This is a genomic window from Streptomyces sp. NPDC001410, assembly GCF_042895235.1.
GTDB lineage: Bacteria > Actinomycetota > Actinomycetes > Streptomycetales > Streptomycetaceae > Streptomyces.
In genome coordinates, this window is sequence record NZ_JBIAWE010000013.1 from 27,801 (window position 1) to 51,957 (window position 24,157).

Annotated in this window: 28 protein-coding genes; 5 read left to right on the top strand and 23 right to left on the bottom strand. The window is 69.4% G+C overall.

Going from position 1 to position 24,157, the window contains the following annotated elements:
• Positions 1–3: 3 nt before the first annotated feature.
• Entirely contained in the window at positions 4–537 is a 534-nt protein-coding gene (locus ACFY3C_RS27495) for an alkyl hydroperoxide reductase (RefSeq protein WP_386579340.1), read from the top strand.
• 21 nt (positions 538–558) lie between these two features.
• Here the strand turns inward: ACFY3C_RS27495 and ACFY3C_RS27500 are convergent, their stop codons facing one another.
• From ACFY3C_RS27500 to ACFY3C_RS27520, 5 genes are all read right to left on the bottom strand, one after another.
• Entirely contained in the window at positions 559–1,929 is a 1,371-nt protein-coding gene (locus ACFY3C_RS27500) for an AI-2E family transporter (RefSeq protein WP_390772613.1), read from the bottom strand.
• Positions 1,930–2,068: 139 nt separating this feature from the next.
• A complete protein-coding gene (locus ACFY3C_RS27505; protein ID WP_386579336.1) occupies positions 2,069–2,761 on the bottom strand; it encodes a transglycosylase SLT domain-containing protein in 693 nt (230 codons plus the stop codon).
• A gap of 413 nt (positions 2,762–3,174) precedes the next feature.
• On the bottom strand, positions 3,175–4,500 hold the full coding sequence (locus ACFY3C_RS27510) for a PhoH family protein (RefSeq protein WP_390772614.1): 1,326 nt from the start codon (positions 4,498–4,500) through the stop codon (positions 3,175–3,177).
• Positions 4,501–4,873: 373 nt separating this feature from the next.
• Positions 4,874–5,647, bottom strand: coding sequence for an isoprenyl transferase (locus ACFY3C_RS27515; RefSeq protein ID WP_386579332.1), 774 nt, complete (start codon positions 5,645–5,647; stop codon positions 4,874–4,876).
• A gap of 621 nt (positions 5,648–6,268) precedes the next feature.
• Complete coding sequence (locus ACFY3C_RS27520; RefSeq protein ID WP_390772615.1) at positions 6,269–7,054, bottom strand: class I SAM-dependent methyltransferase; 786 nt, start codon at positions 7,052–7,054, stop codon at positions 6,269–6,271.
• Between the two features lie 52 nt (positions 7,055–7,106).
• On the opposite strand from ACFY3C_RS27520, the gene ACFY3C_RS27525 reads away from it, so the two are divergent.
• Positions 7,107–7,619 (top strand): DinB family protein, encoded by a 513-nt coding sequence (locus tag ACFY3C_RS27525; protein WP_390772616.1) that lies wholly within the window; start codon positions 7,107–7,109, stop codon positions 7,617–7,619.
• A 13-nt stretch (positions 7,620–7,632) separates the two neighbouring features.
• Here ACFY3C_RS27525 and ACFY3C_RS27530 read toward each other — a convergent pair whose 3' ends face one another.
• Together ACFY3C_RS27530 and ACFY3C_RS27535 are read right to left on the bottom strand one after the other, a co-directional pair.
• Positions 7,633–8,118: a GNAT family N-acetyltransferase gene (locus ACFY3C_RS27530; RefSeq protein WP_390772617.1), complete on the bottom strand. Its 486-nt coding sequence runs from the start codon at positions 8,116–8,118 to the stop codon at positions 7,633–7,635.
• A gap of 58 nt (positions 8,119–8,176) precedes the next feature.
• Entirely contained in the window at positions 8,177–9,049 is an 873-nt protein-coding gene (locus tag ACFY3C_RS27535; RefSeq protein WP_390772618.1) for an LLM class flavin-dependent oxidoreductase, read from the bottom strand.
• 120 nt (positions 9,050–9,169) lie between these two features.
• Between ACFY3C_RS27535 and ACFY3C_RS27540 the strand changes: the two genes are divergently transcribed.
• Both ACFY3C_RS27540 and ACFY3C_RS27545 read left to right on the top strand, forming a co-directional pair.
• On the top strand, positions 9,170–9,550 hold the full coding sequence (locus tag ACFY3C_RS27540; RefSeq protein WP_386579323.1) for a DUF192 domain-containing protein: 381 nt from the start codon (positions 9,170–9,172) through the stop codon (positions 9,548–9,550).
• A gap of 90 nt (positions 9,551–9,640) precedes the next feature.
• On the top strand, positions 9,641–10,048 hold the full coding sequence (locus tag ACFY3C_RS27545; RefSeq protein WP_386579321.1) for a DUF3224 domain-containing protein: 408 nt from the start codon (positions 9,641–9,643) through the stop codon (positions 10,046–10,048).
• 38 nt (positions 10,049–10,086) lie between these two features.
• Here the strand turns inward: ACFY3C_RS27545 and ACFY3C_RS27550 are convergent, their stop codons facing one another.
• The 16 genes from ACFY3C_RS27550 to ACFY3C_RS27625 form a co-directional block, all read right to left on the bottom strand.
• Entirely contained in the window at positions 10,087–10,479 is a 393-nt protein-coding gene (locus ACFY3C_RS27550) for a hypothetical protein (protein ID WP_386579320.1), read from the bottom strand.
• Positions 10,476–10,757: an Arc family DNA-binding protein gene (locus ACFY3C_RS27555; RefSeq protein WP_386579318.1), complete on the bottom strand. Its 282-nt coding sequence runs from the start codon at positions 10,755–10,757 to the stop codon at positions 10,476–10,478. Before ACFY3C_RS27555 ends, ACFY3C_RS27550 begins: the two co-directional genes overlap by 4 nt.
• 64 nt (positions 10,758–10,821) lie before the next feature.
• Positions 10,822–11,445: an OmpA family protein gene (locus tag ACFY3C_RS27560; protein ID WP_390772619.1), complete on the bottom strand. Its 624-nt coding sequence runs from the start codon at positions 11,443–11,445 to the stop codon at positions 10,822–10,824.
• Positions 11,446–11,452: 7 nt separating this feature from the next.
• Entirely contained in the window at positions 11,453–12,031 is a 579-nt protein-coding gene (locus tag ACFY3C_RS27565; RefSeq protein WP_390772620.1) for a hypothetical protein, read from the bottom strand.
• A gap of 20 nt (positions 12,032–12,051) precedes the next feature.
• Positions 12,052–12,648: a pilus assembly protein TadG-related protein gene (locus tag ACFY3C_RS27570; RefSeq protein ID WP_390772781.1), complete on the bottom strand. Its 597-nt coding sequence runs from the start codon at positions 12,646–12,648 to the stop codon at positions 12,052–12,054.
• A complete protein-coding gene (locus tag ACFY3C_RS27575) occupies positions 12,645–12,830 on the bottom strand; it encodes a Flp family type IVb pilin (RefSeq protein ID WP_390772794.1) in 186 nt (61 codons plus the stop codon). The genes ACFY3C_RS27570 and ACFY3C_RS27575 overlap by 4 nt, the downstream gene beginning before the upstream one ends.
• A gap of 98 nt (positions 12,831–12,928) precedes the next feature.
• On the bottom strand, positions 12,929–13,687 hold the full coding sequence (locus ACFY3C_RS27580) for a response regulator (protein WP_390772621.1): 759 nt from the start codon (positions 13,685–13,687) through the stop codon (positions 12,929–12,931).
• 13 nt (positions 13,688–13,700) lie between these two features.
• Positions 13,701–14,990: a sensor histidine kinase gene (locus ACFY3C_RS27585; RefSeq protein WP_390772622.1), complete on the bottom strand. Its 1,290-nt coding sequence runs from the start codon at positions 14,988–14,990 to the stop codon at positions 13,701–13,703.
• 145 nt (positions 14,991–15,135) lie between these two features.
• On the bottom strand, positions 15,136–16,023 hold the full coding sequence (locus ACFY3C_RS27590) for a DUF5936 domain-containing protein (RefSeq protein WP_390772623.1): 888 nt from the start codon (positions 16,021–16,023) through the stop codon (positions 15,136–15,138).
• Between the two features lie 13 nt (positions 16,024–16,036).
• On the bottom strand, positions 16,037–16,981 hold the full coding sequence (locus ACFY3C_RS27595; RefSeq protein WP_390772624.1) for a type II secretion system F family protein: 945 nt from the start codon (positions 16,979–16,981) through the stop codon (positions 16,037–16,039).
• 4 nt (positions 16,982–16,985) lie between these two features.
• Positions 16,986–18,323 carry a CpaF family protein gene (locus ACFY3C_RS27600; RefSeq protein WP_386579305.1) on the bottom strand — a complete coding sequence of 446 codons (1,338 nt, stop codon included), beginning with the start codon at positions 18,321–18,323 and terminating at the stop codon, positions 16,986–16,988.
• Positions 18,324–18,341: 18 nt separating this feature from the next.
• The gene (locus ACFY3C_RS27605) at positions 18,342–18,689 is read right to left on the bottom strand and encodes a TadE family protein (protein WP_390772625.1); all 348 of its coding nucleotides are present in this window, start codon (positions 18,687–18,689) and stop codon (positions 18,342–18,344) included.
• Positions 18,690–18,726: 37 nt separating this feature from the next.
• Positions 18,727–19,110 carry a TadE family protein gene (locus ACFY3C_RS27610; RefSeq protein WP_386579301.1) on the bottom strand — a complete coding sequence of 128 codons (384 nt, stop codon included), beginning with the start codon at positions 19,108–19,110 and terminating at the stop codon, positions 18,727–18,729.
• Positions 19,111–19,113: 3 nt separating this feature from the next.
• Positions 19,114–20,346: a CpaE family protein gene (locus ACFY3C_RS27615; protein WP_390772626.1), complete on the bottom strand. Its 1,233-nt coding sequence runs from the start codon at positions 20,344–20,346 to the stop codon at positions 19,114–19,116.
• Positions 20,347–20,358: 12 nt separating this feature from the next.
• Positions 20,359–21,063, bottom strand: coding sequence for a Flp pilus assembly protein CpaB (gene cpaB, locus ACFY3C_RS27620; RefSeq protein ID WP_386579298.1), 705 nt, complete (start codon positions 21,061–21,063; stop codon positions 20,359–20,361).
• A 60-nt stretch (positions 21,064–21,123) separates the two neighbouring features.
• The gene (locus tag ACFY3C_RS27625; RefSeq protein WP_386579296.1) at positions 21,124–21,966 is read right to left on the bottom strand and encodes a hypothetical protein; all 843 of its coding nucleotides are present in this window, start codon (positions 21,964–21,966) and stop codon (positions 21,124–21,126) included.
• Positions 21,967–22,348: 382 nt separating this feature from the next.
• Between ACFY3C_RS27625 and ACFY3C_RS27630 the strand changes: the two genes are divergently transcribed.
• Positions 22,349–24,043 (top strand): chitinase, encoded by a 1,695-nt coding sequence (locus ACFY3C_RS27630; protein WP_390772627.1) that lies wholly within the window; start codon positions 22,349–22,351, stop codon positions 24,041–24,043.
• The last annotated feature ends 114 nt before the right edge of the window (positions 24,044–24,157 follow it).

Consider the following 24,157-nt stretch of genomic DNA (forward strand, 5'->3'; position numbering starts at 1 on the left):
CCCATGTCGCTCGACTCGCTGAAGTCCCGCGTCCCGGACTACGCCAAGGACCTGAAGCTCAACCTGGGCTCGGTCATCGGCAACTCCGACCTGCCCGCGCAGCAGTTGTGGGGCACGGTGCTGGCGACCGCCATCGCCTCCCGTTCCCCCATCGTCCTGCGCGAGCTGGAGCCCGAGGCGAAGGCGAACCTCACGCCGGAGGCGTACACCGCGGCCAAGTCCGCGGCCGCGATCATGGCGATGAACAACGTCTTCTACCGGACGCGTCACCTGCTGTCCGACCACGAGTACGGCACCCTGCGCGCGGGCCTGCGGATGAACGTCATCGGCAACCCGGGCGTGGAGAAGGTCGACTTCGAGCTGTGGTCGTTCGCGGTCTCCGCGATCAACGGCTGCGGAATGTGCCTGGACTCGCACGAGCAGGTGCTGCGCAAGGCCGGGATCGACCGTGAGGTCGTCCAGGAGGCGTTCAAGATCGCCTCTGTGATTCAGGCGGTCGGCGTCACGCTGGACGCGGAGGCGCTGCTCGCTGAGTAGGCCGTCGTGCCGGGGCCTCGCTCACTCCTGGTGGGCGAGGCCCTCCGTGTTTTCCTGGGCGTCCCTGGGGGCTGCGCCCCCGGACCCCCTTTCGACCTCAACGGCCTCGTCCTCAAACTCCCCCAGAGGGGGCACCCCCGGACGGGCTGGTTGTTGCTGGACCTCCAGCGAATACTGGCGCAAGTACCCGACCACCGTGTTCGTGACCGCCACCAGCGGTACGGCGACCACTGCGCCGCCGATGCCCGCCACCATGCCGCCGGCCGCCACCGTGAGGACCACCGCGAGCGGGTGGACACGGACCGCACGGCCGAGGATGAACGGCTGCAGGATGTGCCCCTCGATCTGCTGGACCAGGAGCACCACCACGAGGGTCATGACGCCCACGAAGACGCCCTGGGTCACCAGCGCCACGATCACCGCGAGCGCGCCGGAGGCGACCGCGCCCACGAGCGGGATGAACGAGAACAGGAAGATGAAGACGGCCAGCGGGACGGCCATCGGCACATCCAGCCAGTAGATGCCGACGCCGATGCAGATGGCGTCGATCAGCGCGACCAGGACCGTGCCCCGGACGTAGGCCGTCAGGGTGTTCCAGGCGCGGGGGCCGGCGCCGGCCACGCCGGGGCGGGCCGCGGCGGGCACCAGCTTCAGGAACCACTGCCAGATGCGCTCGCCGTCGTAGAGCAGGAACAGCGTCGAGAAGAACACCAGCAGGATGCCGGTCAGGGCCTCGACGATGACCTGGACGCCCTCCAGGCCGGCCGACGTGATCTGGTCGGCGTTGGCGCCGATCGCCTCGCGGAGGTTCTTGGCGATCTGGTTGATCTGCTTGTCGGTGACGTGGAAGGGGCTCTTCAGCAGCCAGTTGCGCAGGTCGTCGATGCCGCCCTGGATCTGGTTGGAGAGCGTGTCGATGTTCTCCATGACCTGCCAGGTCATGAACCAGCCCATCAGGCCGATGACCACGAAGCCGAGGATGGCGGTCATCGCGGTGGCCAGGCCGCGCGGCACCCCGCGGCGCCTGAGCCGGGCGACCGTCGGCTGGAGCAGCGCGGTGATCAGCAGGGCGATGACGAAGGCGAAGACCACCAGTTGTACGGCGCTGATGACCCGCATGAGGACCCACACGGTGCCGGCGAGGACCAGCAGCCGCCAGCCGGCCTCGGCCGCGACGCGCACGCCCCAGGGCACGGCCTCGGCGGGGTCGGGGCGGGGACCGGACGGGGCGGCCGGCCGGGGCGCGGGCACCACCGGGTCGGGGGCGCGCTCGGCGAGGGCGGGTTCGGGGACGGTGTCCTTCTCCACCTCGGCACGGCGCTCGTGCAGCCGCTCGCTCATCTCGGTCAGCCCGGCGCCGAGTCGGCCGAGCCACCCTGGCACTCGCGACATGATCCGTCCTCTTCCCCCGCGTCCCCGGGTGTCTGCCACCACTCCCCCCTGGAGTCGTTCGGGTACGACCGTACAGGGCGAAAGCCCCTCCCCCTAGGACGGGGAGGGGCTGCGCAGGGTTGAGCGAAAGCCGGGCGGCCTAGTACCAGTGGTTGGCCTGCCAGAACGACCAGGCCTCACAGGGGCTGCCGTACCGGCTGTTCATGTAGTTGAGGCCCCACTTGATCTGCGTGGCCGGGTTGGTCTGCCAGTCGGAGCCGACGGACGACATCTTGGAGCCGGGCAGGGCCTGGAAGAGACCGTAGGCGCCGGAGGAGGCGTTGACGGCCCGGTAGTTCCAGCTGGACTCGTGGTCCACGATGTTGCTGAAGCACTGGAACTGGCCGCTGGCCACCATCTGGCGCGCCATCGCCTGGATCTGCGCGACGCTGTAGCTGCTCTGCACGGGGAAGCTGGAGGAGTCGCGGGTCGACCGGGTGGTCGCCTTCTGCGCCTCCGCGCGAGCCTTGGCTTCCTTCTCGGCCTTCTCGGCGGCAGCCTTCTTGGCGACCGCGGTCTCGGCGGCGGCCTTGCGGGCGGCTGCCTCGGCGTCCTTCTTGGCGCTCGCGTCCGCGGCGATGGCCTGCGAGTCGGCCTGCTGCGTCAGGGATGCGGTCTGCACCTGGGCCTGCTGACCCGCGGGTATGTCCGCGAGGAGCGTGGTGTCGGCTGCCGTCGCCTCGGCGTCGTTGGGCTGCGCGGTGCTGCCCGAGGCAACGCCGACGACGCTTCCGACAGCGGTGACCGCGGTGGCCGAGACCACTGCGAATCCCCGGACCGAAATCCGGCTCACACGGTTTCCTTCCAGCATCGCCCGCTTCGGTGACCCTGGCGGACGCAATCGTGCCCCTGAACACTGGCCTCCCAACTGCGGGGTCACGGGAGGCGCGGGCCCGGTGGGCAACTCCCGCGAGGGGAGTGCCGCGTGGTGCTCGGGCGGCATACGACAACTCTATGGAGTTAGAGGTGGTTCTTCTGTGGTGCCGTACCGCTGGGGGTACAGGTGTGTCGTATGCGGGGCCTGACAGGAGTGAGACTCTGCCGTAACCCGACACCGGGTGGCAATTCTGCGTTGCGTGTGAAAGCTCACACCTCGTTTGCCCCAGGGGATTTCAGGAAACCCCCACACGCCAAGGCGCCGCCCGGCTAGGCTCTTGACCTTTGCCGGACGGCGCCAACGGGCGTCGGGCGTACGTCAGATGTACGTCAGATGTGACCGTCCTCCAGCATTTCGGTCACAAGCGCCGCAATCTGGGACCTCTCGGAACGCGTCAACGTGACGTGCGCGAAGAGGGGATGCCCCTTCAGCTTCTCCACGACGGCGACCACACCGTCGTAGCGGCCTACGCGCAGATTGTCCCGCTGTGCGACGTCGTGGGTCAGAACGACCCGCGAATTCGCGCCGATTCGGGACAGAACGGTCAGCAGGACGTTCCGTTCCAGCGACTGCGCCTCGTCGACGATCACGAACGCGTCGTGCAGGGAGCGGCCCCGGATGTGGGTCAGGGGCAGGACCTCCAGCATCCCGCGCGCGGTGACCTCCTCGATGACGTCGCGGCTGGTGACCGCGGAGAGCGTGTCGAAGACGGCCTGCGCCCAGGGGCTCATCTTCTCCGCCTCGGAGCCCGGCAGATAGCCCAGCTCCTGCCCGCCCACCGCGTACAGCGGCCGGAAGACCATCACCTTCTGGTGCTGGCGACGCTCCAGGACCGCCTCCAGGCCCGCGCACAGCGCGAGCGCCGACTTGCCGGTGCCGGCCCGGCCGCCCATCGAGACGATGCCGACGTCCGGGTCGAGCAACAGGTCGAGCGCGATGCGCTGCTCGGCGCTGCGGCCCTTGATGCCGAACGCCTCCCGGTCGCCGCGCACCAGACGGACGTTGCCCTCGGCGGAGATCCGGCCGAGCGCCTTGCCGCGCTCGGACTGGATGGTCAGGCCAGTGTGCACGGGGAGGTCGGAGACCTCCGGGACGTACACATGCCCTTCCTCGAAGAGGATGTCCACCTGCTCGCCGGCGAGCGTCAGTTCGGACATTCCGGTCCAGCCGGAGTTCTCCGTGATGGCGAGTTCGGCGCGGTACTCCTCGGCCAGCAGACCGACGGAGGAGGCCTTGATCCTGAGCGGCAGGTCCTTCGACACGACGGTGACGTCGTACCCCTCGGCCTGCAGGTTCCGGGCCACCGCGAGGATGCGGGAGTCGTTGTCCCCCAGGCGGTAGCCGGTGGGCAGCACGCTGGGGTCCGAGTGGTTGAGCTCGACACGGATCGTTCCGCCCAGCTCCCCGATCGGGATGGGGGCGTCGAGGCGACCATGCTTGACCCGGTAGTCGTCCAGCAGGCGCAGGGCCTGGCGGGCGAAGTACCCGAGTTCGGGATGGTGCCGCTTGGCCTCCAGCTCCGTGACCACGACGATGGGGAGCACGACCTCGTGCTCGTCGAAGCGGGTCAGGGCGTTCGGATCGGCCAGCAGGACGCTGGTGTCGAGAACATACGTGCGCCGGTCTGACTTGTGGCGCTTTGTGCTGGTCACCACGGAAGGACGTACCCCCTCGGATGAGGTCGGGGAGCGACGAAGTGGAAGCCGGGCCGGGAGGGAGGGAGCATTGCGACCGGTCCCTGGCCCCCGCGGACGGCGGGCCGGACACCGGACCTCCGCGGCTGCTTCCGTGCAGTGACAGCACGGTCGGGCTGGTGCAAAGGGCCTCCCGGGCGGGCGGCCCCGTGCCGCCCGCTGAGATCCGACGCCCGTGGTTCGGGCGTCGACCTGCTTGGCTTATGCCCTCGAACATGCACCGCCATGCAAAAGCGGCCAACAGCGCGCCGGTGAACTCCTTGTTACTTGCGCCCCAACCGGGGTGAACCGAACACCCCGCCGCAGTGGTGACGGGCGCGGTGTTCGAGGCGGATCAGCCGCCGTAACGGCGGTGACGTGCCGCGTAGTCGCGCAGCGCGCGCAGGAAGTCGACCTTGCGGAAGGCGGGCCAGAAGACCTCGCAGAAGTAGTACTCGGAATGTGCGGTCTGCCACAGCATGAATCCGGACAGCCGCTGCTCGCCGCTGGTACGGATCACCAGGTCCGGGTCGGGCTGGGCTCCGGTGTAGAGATGACGGCCGATCATGTCGATGTCGACGGACTCGGCGAGGTCCTCCATCGACACACCCTTGTCCCGGGCGTCGAGGAGCATGGAGCGCACGGCGTCGGCGATCTCCTGGCGGCCGCCGTAGCCGATGGCGACGTTGACCACTATTCCGTCGACGTGGGCCGTGGTCTCCTCGGCCTCCTTGAGGGTGCGCTGCATCCCGGGCGGCAGCAGGTCGAGGGTGCCGACGTGGTGCACCCGCCAGCGGCCGTCGGCGGCGAGGGTGCGGACGACGTCCTCGATGATGCCGAGGAGAGGACCCAGCTCGTCCTGCGGGCGGTCGAAGTTGTCCGTGGACAGCAGCCACAGGGTGACGACCTCGACGTCGGTCTCGCTGCACCAGCCGAGGAACTCCTCGATCTTCTCGGCACCGGCGCGGTGGCCGTGGACCGTCGTGGAGCCGGCGGCCTTCGCCCAGCGGCGGTTGCCGTCCATGATGACGCCGATGTGCTTGGGCACCTGGGCGTGGTCCAGGTGGCCTTCCACCCGGCGTGCGTAGAGCCTGACGAGCAGGCTGCGCAGCGTGTCGCGCACGTTCACGGGACCCTCCGGGGGTTGGGCGGGTTTTGAGCCTACCCCTGCCGTCGGCTCGGCCCGTCAGGTTGGGACGCTCGTCCCTTGTTCTGAAGTTCCGGGAGTTCCCCATGAAAAAACGGGCCGGTCCGTGGGGGGGAGACGGACCGGCCCGAGGGGGGGTTTCCACCATAACCCTTCGTAAGGGATGGTGGGTGCATCGGCGCGATACAACTACTCTCCGGAATCGCCCGACGACGCCCCGACGCACGCGGAACAATGGATTCCGGGGCATTTCATGGCTGATTCACAGCGGAATCCCAGGGGATCGGGGCCCATATGGAGAGATCAAGAGGATTTGGGGCGCCTTGGGGATGGTTCGGCGAGTTGTCCGAGCATCCCTCCGACGGGCTACCGGGCAGCGAACGGTGACTTGACGGTTCCGCTGCGCGTTCGGCTCGGCATCGCAGCACCGCGCAGCCCCCTCCACTGCGCGGTGCCGCCCGCGCAGCTTTGCTCACGCGAATTACCTTGGTCTGAACTTACGTGACGGGTGGGGCGGGTGTGAACCGCCGCCGATAACGATGTGGAAACCGCGAGAGAACTGCGAGTGAACTGGACGGTGAAATGCCCTGAAAGTCCAGTTCGTCAGGGGGTCGGCTTCCGGACGTCGAAGAGATGGCGGGAGCTGTGCGCCACGAACGGCCCCTCCTTCTCGATCCGCTCGTGCAGGGAGCGCAGTTGGGGCGCGTACGCCTCGGCGGTGAAGCCGGGGACCATCCAGACGACCTTGCGCAAGAAGTGCACGACGGCGGCGATGTCATGGAACTCCATCCGCAGCCGCTCCGCCCGCAGGTCCACGACCTCAAGCCCCGCCGCCTCCGCGTCCTTCCGCTCCCGCTCGGGATCACGGCCGCCGCGCACCTCGTCCGGCTGACGCCCGAGGAAGTACTCGACCAGCTCGAACGCACTGCTGGGCCCGACATGCTGGGCGAAGTACGTACCGCCGGGCCGCAGCACCCGGGCGATCTCCGCCCAGTCCGGCCGCACCGGGTGCCGGCTGAGCACCAGGTCGAAGGCCTCGTCGGCGAACGGCAGCGGCGCGTCGTCCGGTGCGGCGACGACCACCACACCGCGCGGCCGCAGCAGGGCGGTGGCCTTGGCGACGTTCGGCGGCCAGCCCTCCGTGGCCGCGACCAGCCTCGGTCCGTCCTCCCCCGCCCGGCCCAGGGCGAAGTCGAGCACCTCACCGCCCCCGGTCTGGATGTCCAGCGCGGCCTCGGCCCGGGCCAGCCGCTCCCCCGCCGACTGTGCGTACCCCCAGGACGGCCGCGCCTCCGTGGCCCGCCCCTCGAACCACGAGAAGTCCCATCCCTCGGTGGGCTCGGCGACGCCCTCGGCCACGAGCTGTTCAAAGGAGCGGTTGTCCGTCATGAACGCCATGGTCGCAGGGCGTTGTCGGTCGGGCCTGCTAATTTCCGCGGACATGACGACCTCGGCAGCCGGCCACACCGCCGGTGAGAAGGACATCCTGCACGCGAGCCTGAACCGGCACCGGGACGCCGTGCTCTGGAAGCTGGACGGGCTGGACGACGAGCAGCTGCGCCGTCCGATGACACCGAGCGGGACGACCCTGCTCGGCCTGGTCAAGCATCTGGCCTCGGTGGAGTACGGCTGGCTCGTGGAGACGTTCGGGCGTGCGGGGGAACCCCTGTGGTTCGACCCGTACAAGGGCGAGGACATGAGCGTGGCCCCCGGTGAGACGACGGAGCAGATCGTCGCCTTCTACGGCCGCGCCCGCGCCGCCGCCGACCGCACGATCGCCGAGTCGCCCCTGGACGCTCCGGGCCGCCCCGCCTGGCGCGACGTCTCCGTCTCCCTGCGCTGGACCCTCGTCCACATGATCGAGGAGACGGCCCGGCACGCCGGCCACATGGACATCCTGCGCGAGCTGATCGACGGGGCGACGGGCGACCACCGCCCGGTCACCGAGGCCTAGGAACCGGGGGCCGTCACCCGCGTTTCTCGGGAGCCCGGCCGCCGAGCACCAGCAGAACGTGCTCGTCCTCCCCGTGCCGGACCGTACCGGCGCGCTCGAAGCCGTGCTTCTCCAGCAGGCGGACGGAGGCGGTGTTGCCGGAGAACGGGTCGGCGTACAGGGGCCGTACCCGCTCCAGCTCCAGGAAGAGGCCGAGGGCGCGGGTGCCGACGCCGCGGGCCCAGTACGGCCGCCCGAGCCAGTAGCCGACGTACCGCTGCCCGTCCTCCGTCCAGGAGACGATGCTGCCGGCCACCTCCCCCTCGACGGTGACCGTCCGCACGAGGCAGTCGGGATCGCCGAGCACGCGCTCCCGCCAGTGTCTGAGGAAGGCGTCCCGCGGCCGGGGGGTGAACCTCGACCGCCGGACGGCTTCCGGGTCCTGCTCGTAGTCGTGGAAGAGGTGGAGGTCGTCGTCCGTCACGTCCCGCAGACGCACGTCGCTGTGTTCGCCGGTCATGCGTGGCAGTGTGGCAGCCGCCACTGACAACACCCCGCGTCTCCCGCGGCCTCCTCCGCTACGGCACCAGGGGCCGAACCTCCTCCGCGACGAAGCGCACGAAGCCCTCCGGGTCGGGCTCGTCCCCCGTCGGCTGCAGGACGACGGTGTCGGCACCGGCCTCGGCCAGCCGCTGCACCGCCTTGGCCACGGCACCCGCGTCCCCCGCGACCCCGAGGTCGGGGACCGACTCCAGCCCCTCGGCGGCGAGTTCGGCGCGCAGCCGGGCTGCGGCGTCGGCTCCGGTGGCGGCCAGCAGATAGACGACGACCCGGTGCGGCTCGGTACGCCCCGCCTCCCGCCGCCCCTCGTCGATGATCCGCCGGGCCTCCCGTACGCCCTCCGGCGAGGTGGAGGCGGTGAGCAGGGTGCCGTCGGCCCTGGCGCCGGAGAGGCGGAGCGTACGGACTCCGGTGGCTCCGGCCAGTACGTCGACCGGCTGCTCCGGCGGCCAGTCGAGGCCGACGTCGTCCAGCCGGACGTACCGTCCGCTCACGCTGAGCCGCTCCCCGCGCAACAGGGCGCGCAGGGCGTCCAGATGCTCACCCAGCAGGGTGAGGGGCGAGGCGGCCCGCGCGCCGACCTGCCCCATCCAGTCCTGCACACCGTGCCCCACGGTCAGGACGGCCCGGCCCGGGAACATCCGCTCCAGTGACGCGGCTTCCATGGCGGTGACGGCCACGTTCCGGAGCGGCACGGGCATCAGCCCGACGCCCACCCGCACCCGCTCGGTCCAGGCGAGAGCGGCGGCGGCCGTGGAAATCCCGCCCTCCCGGAAACAGTCCTCCCACAGCCAGAGTTCTTCGAGCCCTGTGGCATCCGCGATCCGGGCCACCTCGCGAAGCCGCTCGGGGGGAAGTTGGGGTCGGAATACGGCACCAATTCCAGTCATGGACCTTTCCTAGCCATCGACCGGGGTCACGCAAACTCGATCACACGCGCGGCGGGTCACCGGTGGGTGGTGACGGGTACGGTCGCCTCGACCGGGTGAGGGCGGGCGGAGGTGGCCGGCATGGGGCGGCGCTGGCGGGACGGGCGAGGCAAGTTGGTCGTGCAACGGACGGACGGAGCCTCCGTCCCACTCCCCCTGGAGATCGCGACTTCGTACCGCGCCCGGACGAAAGGGCTGCTGGGCCGGGACTCGGTCGACGGGGTGATGCTGCTGTCGCCGGCCAGCGGGGTGCACACCTTCCGGATGCGGATGGCGATCGACGTCGCCTATCTCGATCGCCGGCTGCGGGTCATCGCCGTACGCACGATGAAGCCGGGGCGCATGGGCCTACCCCGGTTCCGTTCCCGGCATGTGCTGGAGGCGGAGGCCGGGGCGATGGCCGGGTGGGGGCTGACGGTGGGGGCGGTGGTCGGCGTCGAAGCGGAGGGCGGTGTGTCCTGAGGGTGGTGTGTCCTGACGGCCGGTCGGTCCGCTGTGGACGCCGCTGTCAGCTGTCGGGCCGTTGTCAGTGGGGCGGCATAGCATCCGGGCATGCGAGCATCTGGGACGTTCAAGGTTGCGGAGTTCACTCCGGCGGAGGTCGCCGGGCCGGTGGTCGAGACGGCGGTGCCCGTCGGGGTGGCCACAATGCGAAAGCAGTACGACGGTGAGATCAGCGGGGTGTCGGCCACGCTGTTCACCGCCGCGTACGACCAGGCCACGGCCACCGGTACCTACGTCGCCATGGAGTCCTTCGAGGGATCCCTCCACGGCGCGGCCGGTTCCTTCAACTTCGCCCACTCGGCGACGACCCTGGGGGAAGGCCGCGAGTCCGAGTTCTTCGTGATCGTGCCGGGGAGCGGGACGGGGGCGCTGGCCGGGATCCGAGGGGCCGGCGGCATGGCGATCGACGCGGACGGCACCCATCGGATCTGGTTCGAGTACGAAGTGGGCGAGTAAGGGAGCGCGTGAGCCCTTCTCTCACGGGCGAGGGGACGTCAACGATTCAGGTCCATGACCCCGACTCCGAGCCCGTCATAGGCCTCCGGCGCGACGGTGGCCACCAGCGCCCCTTCGGGAAGCATCGGATTCGGTCGTGCCACGTGCACCGCTGCCGCGACACCGAAGGCGACACCGTCGCGAAGCAGCTCGGCGACAGTCATGGCCATCGCGTAGTCGTCATCGATGACACGGAGTACGTCCAGCAGCACACCCGCGTGGGCGATGATCCCCACGCGCTCACGCTCAGCCTCCAAGAGGCACAGGACAGGCGCCCACAGGCGCACGTCATCGCTGGACGCCGCAGCATGGATGAGGCCGGAGACCTGCTTGTTGCCGCCCATCACCAGCAGTGTGGGGCTGTCGAGGACGTAGTGTTCGATCTGGTTCAACGGGACGACTCCGCCTCTGCGAGAGCAGCCCGGTGAGCGACGGTGGCCTCCCGCATTTTGCGCCGCATCTCGGTGGATTCCTCGTCCGTCACGTAATGCCCGAACCGCTCGGCGAGCAGAGCGCGGGTGCGATCTGCCCGCTCCTTGATCTGCTCGGGAGTCAGGGTCTGCGCAGCTATCTCCTGCATGAGGGCACGGAGACTGGTCCCACGCGCCTCCGCTACGGCGGCGAGCTGGTCACGGACTTCGGCGGGCACGCGAATCATGACGTCGGACATGCCGCGAGTATACGCGGCGTATACGTCGGCTGTCTTCCACTCCAGTGGATGGCTGCCCGCCCCATCAGCTCTCCGTGCGCGGGAACGAGACCTCCACCCGTCGGTTCTTCTTCCGGCCCTCCTCCGTCGAGTTGTCGGCGATCGGGTACTGCTCGCCGTAGCCGCGTACGTCGAAGGTGATGTCCGGGCTGTTCAGGTCCTGGTCCAGGACCGCCTGCACGGCGTTGGCGCGCTGCTTGGACAGGACGTCGCCGTGGGCCGAGGAGCCGAGGTTGTCGGTGAAGCCGAAGACGCGGACCTGGGTCGCGTTCTGCTTCTTGATCTCCTCGGCGATCGTCGCGATGCGGGCCTTGGCCTCCCCGCCGAGCTTGGCGCTGTCCTTACTGAACAGCACCTCGGCCTGGAGCGCGAACGTCACGTCCGCGTTGGTGTCCTCACGGCGCTCGTCCCCGCTCTGATCTTCCACGACCGACTTGATGTCCAGCACCTTGGGCTGAGCGAGGGTGGCGCCCTCGGGGAGCTTGAGGTCGGGGTCGGTGGGGTCGAGCTTCACGGGGGCGGTCGCGGAGGGTTCCGTGCCCGGGGGGTTGCTGGGGTCGGTGTCGTCGGCGTGGGCGAGGGTGAGGTTGGTGACGGCGAGGAGCGCTGCGGTGGTGAGGGTGAGGGTGAGGCGGGGTGTGGTGGTCACTTTGGCCTCACCCTGAGATCTGGATGGTGGCCGTGGAGAAGCCGGGGAGCTGGAAGTTGACTTCGGATGCGGTGGTCGGAGGGGAGGGGAACTGCATGAACACCGGCAGCGTTTGACCAGCTTTGAGGGATGGCAGGCCTGTTGTGGTGAGTGGCCGTCCGTCTGTATCGCGTAGTACGTAGTAGCGCTTCTTGCCCTTGGAGTCGACGAGCGTGGCCCCACCGAGTGAGCTGCCGTTTCTGATGATCTCCGTCTCGTTGCCGCTGAGATTGGACGGGATCACTGCCGTACTACCGCTGTCGTTCTTCAGGTTTCCGTTCACGGTGACGAATCCGCCGGAGTCGCGCGTGGCGGACATGATCTGAAGGAGCAGCCCGTTCGGGCCCTTCAGTTCCGCCAACGGCTCATCGGACTGGCCCTCCTGAGCACTCGGCTTGGAGCCACCGCTCTTTGAAGCGGATGCCGATGTCTCCGGCTTCTTGGCATCACCACCACCGCCGCAAGCGGCCAGACCGAAAGCCAGACCTGTCGACACTGTGAGCGCGACCAGCCCCCTGCGGGCTTGCGCAGTGAACCGAATGCTCATGACTCTGCTTCCTTCGCTTGTCAGTCGGCCAGGTGAACGTCGAAGAGGTCCTCGGGCTTCGGAAGCCCGGCTTGGTCGTCCGTATTCAGGTCCCATGCCTTGCCATCGCAGGTGAGTTGAGGCAGCACGTTGGCTCCTGCGTCCTCTCCCGGGAGCTTGAACTTGCAGAGCGGCTCGATCTCGGCCGTAGCGGACTTCGACGACTTGATGTTCTCTGTCCCAGGTACGACGGAATGGCCCACCGACTTGTTGGTCGTCACCGTCACCGTGTACTTCAGCGGCTCCAACGGTTCGCAGGTGTCCAACTTGGCGTCGTTCGCCGCAGCGAGCTGTCCGGCACGCCAGCACGGATCGTCAACCGCAACCTTGCCGTCGAAGATGTCCTGCCACTTCGTTGGGTCGAGCAGGTCTTCCAACCACTTACCCGCCAGTTGATCACGGGTGCTCTGGGCGGCGGCCAGTGCAGCCGCATCTGCCGCGGTCTGCGCACCGCTCCGATTCACCGATGCTTGTCCGACGGCAAGGTAGGCCAACGCAAGAAAGAGCAGGCCCGCCACCACTGTGATGTAGATGGGGAAGGCCTGCCCTCGGTCGCTGAACCCGCGCGGGCGCGTCAGGTGATTTCGGTGATCTTTTCCTTGATCTTGTCGAGGATCGTCTGGCCGATGTCCGTACCCGTGATCGCCAACACGATCGCCACCACCACAGCGATGATCCCCAGGTACTCGACCGCGGTCTGCCCCTTGTCGTCGGTGCGCCGCTGCATGGCAACCCAGAACCTCAGAAACAGATCGCTCACGGTGTTCCCCTCCGACTTCGCTTCCGATCCCGGCAACGTAAGGCGAAGGCCGGTGCCCCCCAGAGGGCCCCAGGACCCAACCCCGGACCCAATCCACCTCACCCCACCCCCAACCACTTCGCGGCCGCCTGCGACCTGCTCGTGCTGTGGAGCTTGGCGAAGATGCGGTTGATGTGGTTCTTGACCGTCTTCTCGCTGATGAAGCAGGCCGCGGCGATCTGCTGGTTGGTCATGCCGGACGCGATGAGGTCCATGATCTCCGCCTCCCTGGCACTCAGTTGGAACCGCGACCGAAACGACTGTCCCACATCGGATTGCATGTGCGAAAGCTGTTGCGGCGGAATCACGCCGAGAAGAGTTGAGAGTTCAGGTTCCGCGTGTGCAGGTGCACTCGCCTGAAGGTGAGTCAGCAACGCCTTCGCCGCCCCCGGTGTCACATGCGGCCGCCCCTCCCGCACATCCCGCACCGCCCTCACCAGCTGCTCCGCGGTGAACTCCCCGTGCACCAGATATCCCCCCGCCCCCAGCCGCAAAGCCTCCCGCACGGTCTCCGTCTCGTGGCTGTAGGTGAGCATCATGACGGGAGCCAGCCGGACCAGGTGGGGCAACGCAGAGATTCCATCGACGCCGGGCATGCGGACGTCGAGGAGGATCACGTCGGGGCGGTGTCGCAGTGCCGCCTCGTACGCCTCGCGGCCGTCCGCCGCCTCCGCGACCACCGTGGTGTCCTCGCGGTCGGAAAGAAGGGCGCTGAGGCCGGCGCGGATCACGGGGTTGTCGTCGGCCACCACGAGGCGCAGGGGGGCCGTGGCAGTGGGTGCCGGGAAGTCCAGGCCCGGCGGGTTCCGGTGCTGCATCGGGTGCCTCCTCTCAGGTTTCCCGGGATGAAAGATCGACGGCGAGGACGCGCAGCGGCAGCTCCACCCGAACCTCCGTACCCCGCTCGTGCTCGCCCCGCCCGATACGGATCCGGGCCCCGGCCAAGGCCGCGCGCTCGACCATGCCCAGCAGGCCGAAGTGGCCGGAGTGGCGAAGCCGTTCGAGGGTGGTGCCGGGGGGCAGGCCGCTCCCGTCGTCGTGGATCGTCAGGCGGAGCAGGTCGCCGTCGATCCCCACGGTCAGGTCCACCCGGGTCGCCGACGCGTGGCGGTGGGTGTTCTCCAGCGCCTCCGTGGCGATGGCGAGGAGATCGCGGGCGAAGGGCGGGGGGACGGGCGGGACGGGGATTGCGTTCAGTCGCCGGCAGGACACCGGTATGCCCGTACGGGTCGTGAAGTCCGCCGTGCGTGCGCTCAGTTCCGTCCACAGGTCCGTCGGCCGCGCCGCGGTCGGCGTCTCCTCCCGGCGCAGGTCTTCCAGCAGTTCCCTAGACTCCGCCGCCGCCCTGCGTGCCGAGCGGGACACCAGTTCCGCCTGCTGTCGGATGCGGGCCGGGTCGGGTGCGTCGGCCGATGCCGTCGTCGCCAGGCCGTCGGCCGCCAGGGCTACGCCGTACAGGGTCTTGGCCACCGAGTCGTGCATCTCGCGGGCCAGCCGGGCCCGTTCCGCGTGCACCGCCTCGGTCGCCGCCAGGCGGGCCTGGACCGCCGTGAGGGCCTGGGTGGCCGCGCCGAAGCGGAGCATCAGGTTGCGCAGGGTCGAGCCCATCGCACCGGCGATGACGCACAGGCCGGGCAGGAGGAGGGACTCGGCCACGGCGGTCCGGCCGTCGGACTTCAGGGTCGCGTGGACCAGGAGCAGGATCAGCGACTGCAGGGAGGCGAAACAGGCCGCGCCCCGCCAGCTGTAGACCAGGCCCGCCAGCAGCGGGGTGCACACGCTGACGTAGGCGAGGGTGGTGTCCGGACCCGCCGAGATCAGGAGGAGGGACCCGAAGAGGGTGTCGGCGGCGAGCAGGCTGGGGTGGCGCAGGAGCAGGGGGCCGAAGCGCTCCCAGTCGCGGAAGAGGACGTACGACACCATGAAGGTGACGACCACGGCCGCCCCGACCAGGCGGACACCCAGGCCCGGGGCCGCGTTGAGCAGGGCCGCGGGGGCGGCCACGACGATCATCGCCAGCCGGAAGCCGAAGACCTGACGGCACATCGCCTGCAGGGCCCGTATCTGGATCTTCTCGGAGGGTTCGGGGACGGGAGCATCCGCCTGCGATGCCCTGGACATCCGCACCATCCGGGATATCCGAGGCGGCACCGACAACCGCTTCGGGCGGCCGCACTCGAACCACGCCCGCCACCCCCTCCCCAGCCCCCGGAGGGTCAGGCGCCTGCCCGGCCGTCCTGTCGCTCCCATCGTCGTCATCCGCCGCTCACTTCCCCGTGAGCGAGCCGAAGTCCACGCCGGAGCCGAGCAGCAGGCCCGCGCCCAGCAGGAGCATCGTCGCCGGGACCATGAACGTGGTGATCATCAGCGTGGCCTTGGGGACCGCGCGGGCGGCTTTGCGGCGGGCGTTCTGGGCGTCCGTGCGGCGCATGTCCTTGGCCAGGGAGACGAGCGTGTCGACGATCGGGGCGCCCAGTTCCTCGCCCTGCTGGAGCGCGGTGACGAACATGGCAACCTGCTCCGAGTCGTTGCGGCGGCGCAGTTCCGCGAAGGCCTGGCGACGGCTCATGCCGAGGTCCATCTGACGCAGCGTGATGCGGAGTTCGTCCGCCCAGGGGCCCTCGTAGCGCGAAGCCACCCGGTCCAGGGCCTGGCGGAAGCCCAGTCCGGCGCTGACCACCACCGCCAGCACGTCCAGGAAGTCCGGCAGCGTCCGTTCGATCACGTCCTTGCGGACTCGGATCGCCGACCAGATGCCGACCTCCGTCCAGAACGCGCCGAAAAGTAACAGGAGGAGGGCCACGAACCACTGGCCCCGCAGCAGGAACACCAGGAAGCCGACACCACCGAGGGCGCCGTACACCGCGCGGCGGGCGGCGTAGCGGTCGATGGTCAGGCCACCGGGGTTGCCCGCGAGGTCGATCTTTCGGCGGTACTTGGCGACCAGGCGGGGGCCCATCAGGCGCAGCACCGCGGGGGCGTAGCGCATGCCCATGCGGTCGATGACGGAGCCCACGGCGCCGGTGCGGGTGGCGCCGACCTCCAGGGCGAGCGCCAGGTCGCCGGGGAGTCTGGCGTCCGCGCGGTACATCCGGATACCGGCGAAGACGCCCCAGACACCGAGGCCCATGAGGAGTGCGAACAGGAATCCCATCACGTCAGGCCCCTCACACGTCGATCCGGCTCATACGGCGGATGAGCACGAAGCCGACGGCATACATCGCGAAGGCGATGATCACGCAGGCCTGGCCGACCGGTGAGCCGGTCATCCGCTCCAGGGCGCCGTCCTTGACCCCGTTCATCAGGAACAGGGCGCCGACGCCGAGGACGGGGACGGCGTACGACGTCATGGTCACCTGGGAGAGCTGGGTGCGGATCTCGCGCCGGGTCTCCTTGCGTTCCTCCAGTGTCTCGGTCAGGTTCCGCAGCGCCGAGACCACTTGGCCGCCTGCGCGGTTGGAGAGGACCAGCGTCGTCACGAGGACGACCAGCTCGCGGGAGGGGAGGCGTTCGGCCAGTTCACCGAGAGCGTCGTCCAGGGAGTGGCCGATCGCCAACTGGCTGGACACCTTGGCCAGTTCCTCGCCCGCCGGTGCCTCCAGCTCCTCGGCGGCCATGCCGATCGCGGTGCGCAGGGCGAGCCCTGCCTGCGTGGCGTTGGCCAGGATGCGGGCCAGTTCGGGGAGTTGGTTGATGAAGCGCTCGATGCGTTTCTGGCGCTGCCAGTTGAGGAACTGGACCGCCGCCCAGATGCCGAGCAGTCCGGCGAGCGGGCCGAAGAAGGGGGCCAGGGAGGCCTGGCCGATCAGCCAGAGCGCGGCGACCGCGGCGAGCATGTAGGCGAAGAACTCGCCCGGGGTGACGTCCAGGCCGGTCGCCGCCAGCCGCAGCTCCAGCTTCCGGCCCAGTGCCGTACGGCGCAGACGGCGGTCGAGGTTGCGGAAGCGGCGCCTGCGGCCGGTCGCCGGTGCCTGGCCGGTGGACGACAACCGCTCGACCAGTTCGGCGCGCTGGGCCCGGCCGGCCGCGTAGGTGTGCACTCCGACGACGGCCAGGACGCAGGTCAGCAGCGCGACACCGGTGGTGAGCCGGACGAGAGTGTGGAGTTCCATGGTCCTACCTGGCTTCTCGGGTGGCGAGCTGGTCCGCGGAGTGGGCGACACCGAAGGCCTGCGGGACGGGCTGGCCCGCCATGAAGAGCCGGTCGGCGGTACGGCGTGGCAGCGGGAAGTACTCGAAGGCGCCGTACACCCGGCCGTCGGGCGTCATGGGGCGGGCGTGGAAGCGGGCCACGGACGCCAGCCGGTACGGGTCGCCGCCGTGGCTGTCGAGCAGGGCGATCTCGGTGATGCGGCGGGCGCCGTCGGCGAACCGGGTGAGCTGGACGAGGACGTCGACGGCGCTGTTGATCTGGTCGTGCAGGGCAACGAACGGCACCTCGACGTCGGACATGGAGGCGAGGGTCTGCAGCCGGGTGAGCGCGTCCTCGGCGCTGTTGGCGTGGACCGTGGCAAGGGAGCCGTCGTGGCCCGTGGACATGGCCTGGAGCATGTCGAGGGACTCGCCGCCACGGACCTCACCGACGACGATCCGGTCGGGCCGCATGCGCAGCGAGTTGCGGACCAGGTCGCGGATGGTGACCTGGCCCTTGCCCTCGACGTTCGGCGGCCGTGACTCCAGCCGGACCACATGGGTCTGCTGGAGCTGGAGTTCGGCCGAGTCCTCGATGGTGATGATCCGCTCGTGCGCCGGGATCAGCCCGGAGAGGGCGTTGAGCAGGGTCGTCTTGCCGGTGCCGGTCGCCCCGGAGACGATGATGTTGAACTTCGCCTGCACCAGCCCCGCCAGCAGGTACACCATGTGCTCGTCGAGCGAGCCGAAGCCGATCAGCTCCTGGAGGGTGAAGGAGCGCGGGAAGCGGCGGATGGTGAGGGTGGGGCCCGTCAGCGACAGCGGCGGGATGATGACGTTGACGCGCTCGCCGGAGGGGAGGCGGGCGTCCACCATCGGGTTCGACTCGTCGACCCGGCGGTTGACCGTGGACACGATCCGCTCGATGGTCTGCATCAGCTGGTCCGCCGAGGCGAAGCGGAGCGGCAGCTGCTCGACCCGGCCGCCGCGCTCCACGAAGATCGCGTCGGGTCCGTTCACCATGATCTCGGTGATCGACGCGTCCTCCAGCAGCGGCTCCAGGATGCCGAGGCCGAGTGCCTCGTCCACCACCCGGCGGATCAGCTGGGAGCGTTCGACCGTCGACAGCACCGGGCCCTCGCGGCTGATGATGTGCCCGAGCACCCGCTCCAGCCGCGCCCTGCGTTCGGCGGCGGCCAGCGAGCTCATCTCGGCGAGGTCGATCTCCTCCAGCAGCTTGGCCCGGTAGGAGGCGACCAGGTGCCCGTCCTCGCCCCGGCTGCCGTGCTCCTCGGGGGAGTTGATGCGTGCCCGCAGACTCATGGGTCGGCAACTCCTCGTTCAGTGGTCGAGCGGCATGGTGGCGGTCTTGTGGGCGTCGCCGAAGTCCCAGACGACCTCGGGGATGTGGACGGTGGCGGTGACGGTGACCGAGCCGTCCCCTTCGGCCGACGAGCAGCGCACCGTGATTCCGCCGCTGACCGCCTGCGCACACGCCTGCTGCGCGTCCTGCCGCAGCGACGCGGCCCGCGCCCCCGCCCGGACCGCCGTACCGGCCTGCTCGGCGGCGTAGGCGACGGCCCCGATCTGGATGCCGGCCAGCCCGACGATCAGCAGGACCGGAACGAACCCGAGGTACTCGATGGCGACCTGCCCCGCATCGCGGCGGCGACGGCGTCGGCGCGGCATCCCGGATACCGGAGGCGTCTCAGCTACCGGAGGCATCTCAGCGCTTCACCTCCTCCACGGCACCGGCGTGTCCGTGCACCGTGACGGGGAAGTCGATCGAGCCGGGGAAGAGGACGGGGACCTTCAGCGCCACGTCGGCGGTCACGTAACCGGTCCCCCCGCACTGGTCCACCCTGGCACCCCCTCGCCACGCCCCCGACAGATGCTTCAGCGCGGCTTGCTCACACGCGCCGAACCGCTCGCCCCGAGGCGCCGCCGTCCCCGCCCGTACGCCCTCGTCCGCAGCATTCCCCGCGAGCGTGTACGCGTACCCCACGAGCACGCACTGCCACATGAGCACCAGCGTCAGGATGATCAGCGGAGTCATCCCGAGGAACTCGATGCTGACCTGTCCCCGATCCCCTCCCGGCCGTCCGGTCACCCCTCACTCCTTCCGCCGCCGGAAGCCGACCGCCCCCCGGCCGCTCCCGCGATGGGACCCCTCGGGTGCCTTCGCCAGGCCCAGTTCGCCGGCGAGGGCCCACAGGGCCTGTTTCACCGTGCTCCTGCTGTCGAGTTCGTGCAGGCGCCCCGCGTCCACGACCCCCTGCAGCTCCTTGAAGTTGGCGGGTACGGCGGTACGCGCCACCGCCGTACCGGTGATCCGCTGCACCAGCGCGGGCTGGATCTCCGTGCTCCGGGTGTGCCGGTTGACGACGACCGTCGTCTCCTCGGCCTTGCGGATCTGCAGCCGGTCCCACATGCGCACGGTCCGCTTGGCGGCGCGTACGGCGACCACGTCCGGGGTGGTCACCAGCAGGGCGGTGTCGGCCGACTCCACGACGGCCGCGTTCGCCGCGCCGAGCTGGGCCCCGCAGTCCACCACGACGACCTCGTACCGGGAGCGCAGGACACTCACGATCTGGCGGGCGGCCCGGTCGGTGACCTCCTCGCCGCGCTCGCCCTCGCCGGGGGCGAGGAGCAGGGCGAGGCCGGTGTCGTGGCGGAAGACGGCGTCGGCGAGGACGCGCGGGGAGATGTCGCTGATGGCGGCGAGGTCGACGACCGAGCGGCGGAACTGGACGTCCAGGTAGGAGGCGATGTCGCCGGTCTGCAGGTCGAGATCGACCAGGGCGGTGGACCGGCCGGAGGCCTGGGCGGCGAGCGCGAGCTGGATCGCGGCCAGGGTCGCGCCGACGCCGCCCTTGGCGCCGCTGACCGTGACGACCGTACCGCCGGCCCCGCCGAACACGTCGGCGCCGTGGCCGAGATGGCGGCGTACGCCGGTGGACCACTGGGCGACGGCCTGGACGCGGCTGGCGAGTTCCTCGTACGACAGCGGGAGCGCGACCAGGCCGCGGGCGCCGGAGTCCATGGCGGCGGCGAACAGGCCCGGGCTCGCGTCGGTCGTAACGAGGATGACGCCGACGGCCGGAAAGCGCAGGGCGACCTCGCGGATCAGCTCCAGGGCCGGAACCGGACCGATCCGCTCATGTACGACGACGACCTCGGGCAGTTCGTCCACCGACTCGGCGGCGAGGCGGGCGAGGGTGTCGACCAGCTGGGTGGAGTCACCGACGGGCGGCTGCGGTTCGGCGTCGGGCAGCTGGCTGAGCAGCGTGGTGAGGGAGCGGACGGCGTCCGGGTCCGCGCCGGCCGGGAGAATCCTGGTGGGCATGCGGGCCGCCTCTCACTTGTCCGTCGCGAGTTCGTAGGTGCGGTCCTTGTCCGGGACGCTGGTCTCGGTGCCCGGTGCCACCAGCGCGAGCCGGACCCGCTGGGCGAAGGACTCGGCGTAGGTGATCCGCTGGGCGTCGAGGGTGGACAGCGCGAAGGTGATGGGGACGGCCTCGGTGGGCTGCTGGTTCTTGTCGCGGTCGGGGTCGAGGGCGGTGATCTGGCCGACGTCGAGGACCCGGGCGTTGGTAACGATGATCTTCGACTGATCCGGGTCACCCTCCTTCTTGCCCTCGAAGGTGGCGTACACGTTGACCCGCGACCCGGGGGTGATCTTGCCGGCGACACCGGTCGCCGCGTCGATCATGATGGCGACCTCCTGCTGGCCGGGCTGGAGGGCGGGCTGGTCGACGATCATGTCGGTCTGCAGCAGGGAGCCGGCGCGCAGGGTGGTCACGGCGATCTTGCCCTGGATCTGCCGGAGGTCGGTGACGGCGTTGCCGGACAGCCACCGCTTCGGCATCTTGATCTTCTCGAACTGGCCCGTGTTCAGCGCGGTGTACGGCTTCACGTCGGACCTGACCCGATAGGCGCTGACCTCGGGCCCGACCTTGGACTGGACGTCGTCGACGACGGAGAGCACACCGGCGAACGCGCCGAGAGCGCACAGGACCGACAGGATCAGGAGTATCACGCCGCGGCGCTGACGGGAGTTCATGAACCGTGCAACCTCATTGGGGGAATCGGTCGAGCGGGATGTGAGTGACGTCTGTACGGGTCAGGCGGGCGTTCGTTGTTCCAGAGCACGGGGCGCGGGCGGCTCGTACACGGGCGGGGTGGCCGAGCAGAACACACACAGGTCGCCTATGACGTCGAGGCCGCACCAGTGACATCGGGACTGCCGCACCGAGGTCACCAACTGATACAGGACCGAGAGATCGGCGAGATAGCTGCAGAACTCGACCATCCGCCCGGTCCCCCACCACCGCGAGGACTCCGCGGGCAACGGCGTCTCCCGCAGCCCGTGCGGTCCCCACGCCTCGGCGAGCCCGGCGATCCAGTCCGTCTGGAGCTGCCCCTTGGCGACGAGCATCCACGTACTGAACTCGGGCCCCTTGAGCGTGGCACCCGGGGCGACCTTGACGAGCTGCGGCTCGGGATGGGCGACAACGGCGAACTGACTGCCCGGCACCCACGACTTGGCGTGCGCTTTCAGCCCCACGGGCACCCGGTCGAGCCGGGCGACCGACCCGAGAACGGCACCGGCGTGGATGTAGTGGGTGAGCAGCCGCCCCGCGGAGGCGAGCACCCCCGGGCTGAGGTCACAGGAGGCGAGCTGCCGCAACTGCCGGGCCAGTACGGCTATACCGAGCGGGGGCAGTTCGGGCCGGAAGAAGGCGATGCGATCGCTCTCCAGCAACGACCGCAGGGTGTACAGCCGCCGCACCACGGACTCCGGCGCGGCCTGGGAGCAGACGACCACGACGTACCCGTACTGCTCGATCAGGGCGTGGAGTTCGGTGAGGGCGTGGTCCAACGGGCGCTGGTCGAGATCGCGCAGCACTGCGGCGGGCATGGTCCGTTCGTCCTGCGCCGGCAGTGCCATGTCGGCACTGGTCACGGCAATGACAGTTGGCACGCTCAGCTCCCCGCTCTTCACACCCTTCGGCCCACCGGTGTGACTCCAATGCGCCAGGACGACTTCATTGCGTGACTACCTGAGCACTGTATCCACGCCCCAATGACCGGAGAACAGCGTTTGTGTAGCTCGTGTGGAACTCTCTCGGCACAAGTCCCGCCAAAACAGGACAGGTTGAACACATGAACTTGAGGGCGAGCTCCTGGCGACTTCCGGGCGGGACGGAGATGGTTTTGGTCTGGACCTCTTGACAGTGAGATTGGTCTGGACCAACTTGTAGGCCAACGGTGGCCACCGTCCTAACCCCTCTCCCCTCTCCCCGCAGACTCCCCCACCGGAGGCCCCAGTGGACCGCGCACCAGGCATGCCCAGACGCAGAGGACGGATCGCAATCTGGTCCTCCGCCACCGCCCTCGCCCTCTCACTGGCGGGCCTCGCCGCAACTCCCGCGTCCGCAGCGGACGTCAACAACGTCAAGAACGCCGGCTTCGAGTCGGGCCTGACCAACTGGACGTGCACAGCGGGCAGCGGCACGACGGTCACGTCCCCGGTCCACGGCGGCTCATCGGCCCTGAAGGCGACCCCGGCCGGGATGGACAACGCCCAGTGCACCCAGTCGGTGGCGGTGAAGCCCAACTCCACGTACACGCTGAGCGCGTGGGTGCAGGGCGGCTACTCCTACCTGGGCGTGACGGGCACAGGCACGACGGACGTCTCGACCTGGACCCCGGACTCGTCCTCCTGGAAGCAGCTGTCGACGACGTTCACGACTGGCTCGTCAACGACATCCGTCACGGTGTACACGCACGGCTGGTACGGCCAGGCCGCGTACTACGCCGACGACGTCTCGGTCTACGGCCCGGATGGGGGCGGAGGCGGTGACCCTGCTCCCACTGTGCCGTCCGCACCTGCCGGCCTCTCGGTCTCCGGTACGACGCCCTCATCGGTGTCGCTGTCCTGGTCCGCGGTGTCGGGTGCGACGGGCTACAACGTCTACCGCGACGGCACGAAGGTGACGGCGGTGACGGGCACCTCGGCGACGGTGACCGGCCTGTCGGCCTCGACGTCGTACTCCTTCCAGGTCACGGCGACGAACTCGGCGGGCGAGTCGGGGAAGTCGACGGCGGTGACGGGAACGACGGCCGCCTCCGGGGGCGGAGGCGGAGGGGGCACGCTCCCCAAGCACGCGGTGACCGGCTACTGGCAGAACTTCAACAACGGCGCGACGGTCCAGAAGCTCTCCGACGTCCCGTCCGCGTACGACATCATCGCCGTGGCCTTCGCGGACGCCACCTCCACGCCGGGCGCGGTGTCCTTCAGCCTGGACTCGGCCGGTCTCGGCGGCTACACGGTCGACCAGTTCAAGGCGGACATCAAGGCCAAGCAGGCGGCCGGCAAGAAGGTCATCGTCTCCATCGGCGGCCAGAACGGCACGGTGTCGATCAACGACTCGGCGTCGGCGACGAACTTCGCGAACTCTGTCTACGGGTTGATGCAGACGTACGGCTTCGACGGCGTCGACATCGACCTGGAGAACGGCCTGAACGCGACGTACATGACGCAGGCGCTGCGGTCGTTGTCGTCGAAGGCGGGCTCGTCCCTGATCATCACCATGGCCCCGCAGACGATCGACATGCAGTCGACGTCGAACTCCTACTTCCAGACGGCGTTGAACGTGAAGGACATCCTGACCGTCGTCAACATGCAGTACTACAACAGCGGTTCCATGCTGGGCTGCGACGGCAAGGTGTACAGCCAGGGCTCGGTGGACTTCCTGACGGCCCTCGCCTGCATCCAGCTGGAGGGCGGCCTGTCCCCGTCCCAGGTGGGCCTCGGCCTCCCGGCCTCCACGAGCGCGGCGGGCGGCGGGTATGTGTCGCCGACGGTGGTGAACAACGCGCTGGACTGTCTGGCGAAGGGCACGGGCTGCGGTTCGTTCAAGCCGTCGAAGACGTACCCGGACCTGCGGGGTGCGATGACCTGGTCTACGAACTGGGATGCGGCTTCGGGGAATGCGTGGTCCAACTCGGTGGGGGCACATGTGCACGGGATGCCGTAGCGGGAGGTTCTTGAGCCTCTCTGAGCTTTCCTGAGCCTTCCTGACTTCCGGGCGCCCGGGCCTCTGTGTGAGGTCCGGGCGTCGTCGTCTGCGTGTGTCCCCCTGTATGCCCTT

Bases quoted from the DNA above. Each gene is read 5' to 3' on its own strand.
- ACFY3C_RS27605 (WP_390772625.1), bottom strand. From the start codon at position 18,689: ATGCCGCGCCGACGCCGTCGCCGCCGCGATGCGGGGCAGGTCGCCATC.
- ACFY3C_RS27530 (WP_390772617.1), bottom strand. From the start codon at position 8,118: ATGACCGGCGAACACAGCGACGTGCGTCTGCGGGACGTGACGGACGAC.
- ACFY3C_RS27495 (WP_386579340.1), top strand. From the start codon at position 4: ATGTCGCTCGACTCGCTGAAGTCCCGCGTCCCGGACTACGCCAAGGAC.
- ACFY3C_RS27500 (WP_390772613.1), bottom strand. From the start codon at position 1,929: ATGTCGCGAGTGCCAGGGTGGCTCGGCCGACTCGGCGCCGGGCTGACC.
- ACFY3C_RS27545 (WP_386579321.1), top strand. From the start codon at position 9,641: ATGCGAGCATCTGGGACGTTCAAGGTTGCGGAGTTCACTCCGGCGGAG.
- ACFY3C_RS27600 (WP_386579305.1), bottom strand. From the start codon at position 18,323: ATGAGTCTGCGGGCACGCATCAACTCCCCCGAGGAGCACGGCAGCCGG.
- ACFY3C_RS27580 (WP_390772621.1), bottom strand. From the start codon at position 13,687: ATGCAGCACCGGAACCCGCCGGGCCTGGACTTCCCGGCACCCACTGCC.
- ACFY3C_RS27630 (WP_390772627.1), top strand. From the start codon at position 22,349: ATGCCCAGACGCAGAGGACGGATCGCAATCTGGTCCTCCGCCACCGCC.
- ACFY3C_RS27520 (WP_390772615.1), bottom strand. From the start codon at position 7,054: ATGACGGACAACCGCTCCTTTGAACAGCTCGTGGCCGAGGGCGTCGCC.
- ACFY3C_RS27590 (WP_390772623.1), bottom strand. From the start codon at position 16,023: ATGGGATTCCTGTTCGCACTCCTCATGGGCCTCGGTGTCTGGGGCGTC.
- ACFY3C_RS27565 (WP_390772620.1), bottom strand. From the start codon at position 12,031: ATGAGCATTCGGTTCACTGCGCAAGCCCGCAGGGGGCTGGTCGCGCTC.
- ACFY3C_RS27525 (WP_390772616.1), top strand. From the start codon at position 7,107: ATGACGACCTCGGCAGCCGGCCACACCGCCGGTGAGAAGGACATCCTG.
- ACFY3C_RS27535 (WP_390772618.1), bottom strand. From the start codon at position 9,049: ATGACTGGAATTGGTGCCGTATTCCGACCCCAACTTCCCCCCGAGCGG.
- cpaB (WP_386579298.1), bottom strand. From the start codon at position 21,063: ATGAACTCCCGTCAGCGCCGCGGCGTGATACTCCTGATCCTGTCGGTC.
- ACFY3C_RS27595 (WP_390772624.1), bottom strand. From the start codon at position 16,981: ATGGAACTCCACACTCTCGTCCGGCTCACCACCGGTGTCGCGCTGCTG.
- ACFY3C_RS27555 (WP_386579318.1), bottom strand. From the start codon at position 10,757: ATGTCCGACGTCATGATTCGCGTGCCCGCCGAAGTCCGTGACCAGCTC.
- ACFY3C_RS27615 (WP_390772626.1), bottom strand. From the start codon at position 20,346: ATGCCCACCAGGATTCTCCCGGCCGGCGCGGACCCGGACGCCGTCCGC.
- ACFY3C_RS27540 (WP_386579323.1), top strand. From the start codon at position 9,170: ATGGGGCGGCGCTGGCGGGACGGGCGAGGCAAGTTGGTCGTGCAACGG.
- ACFY3C_RS27585 (WP_390772622.1), bottom strand. From the start codon at position 14,990: ATGTCCAGGGCATCGCAGGCGGATGCTCCCGTCCCCGAACCCTCCGAG.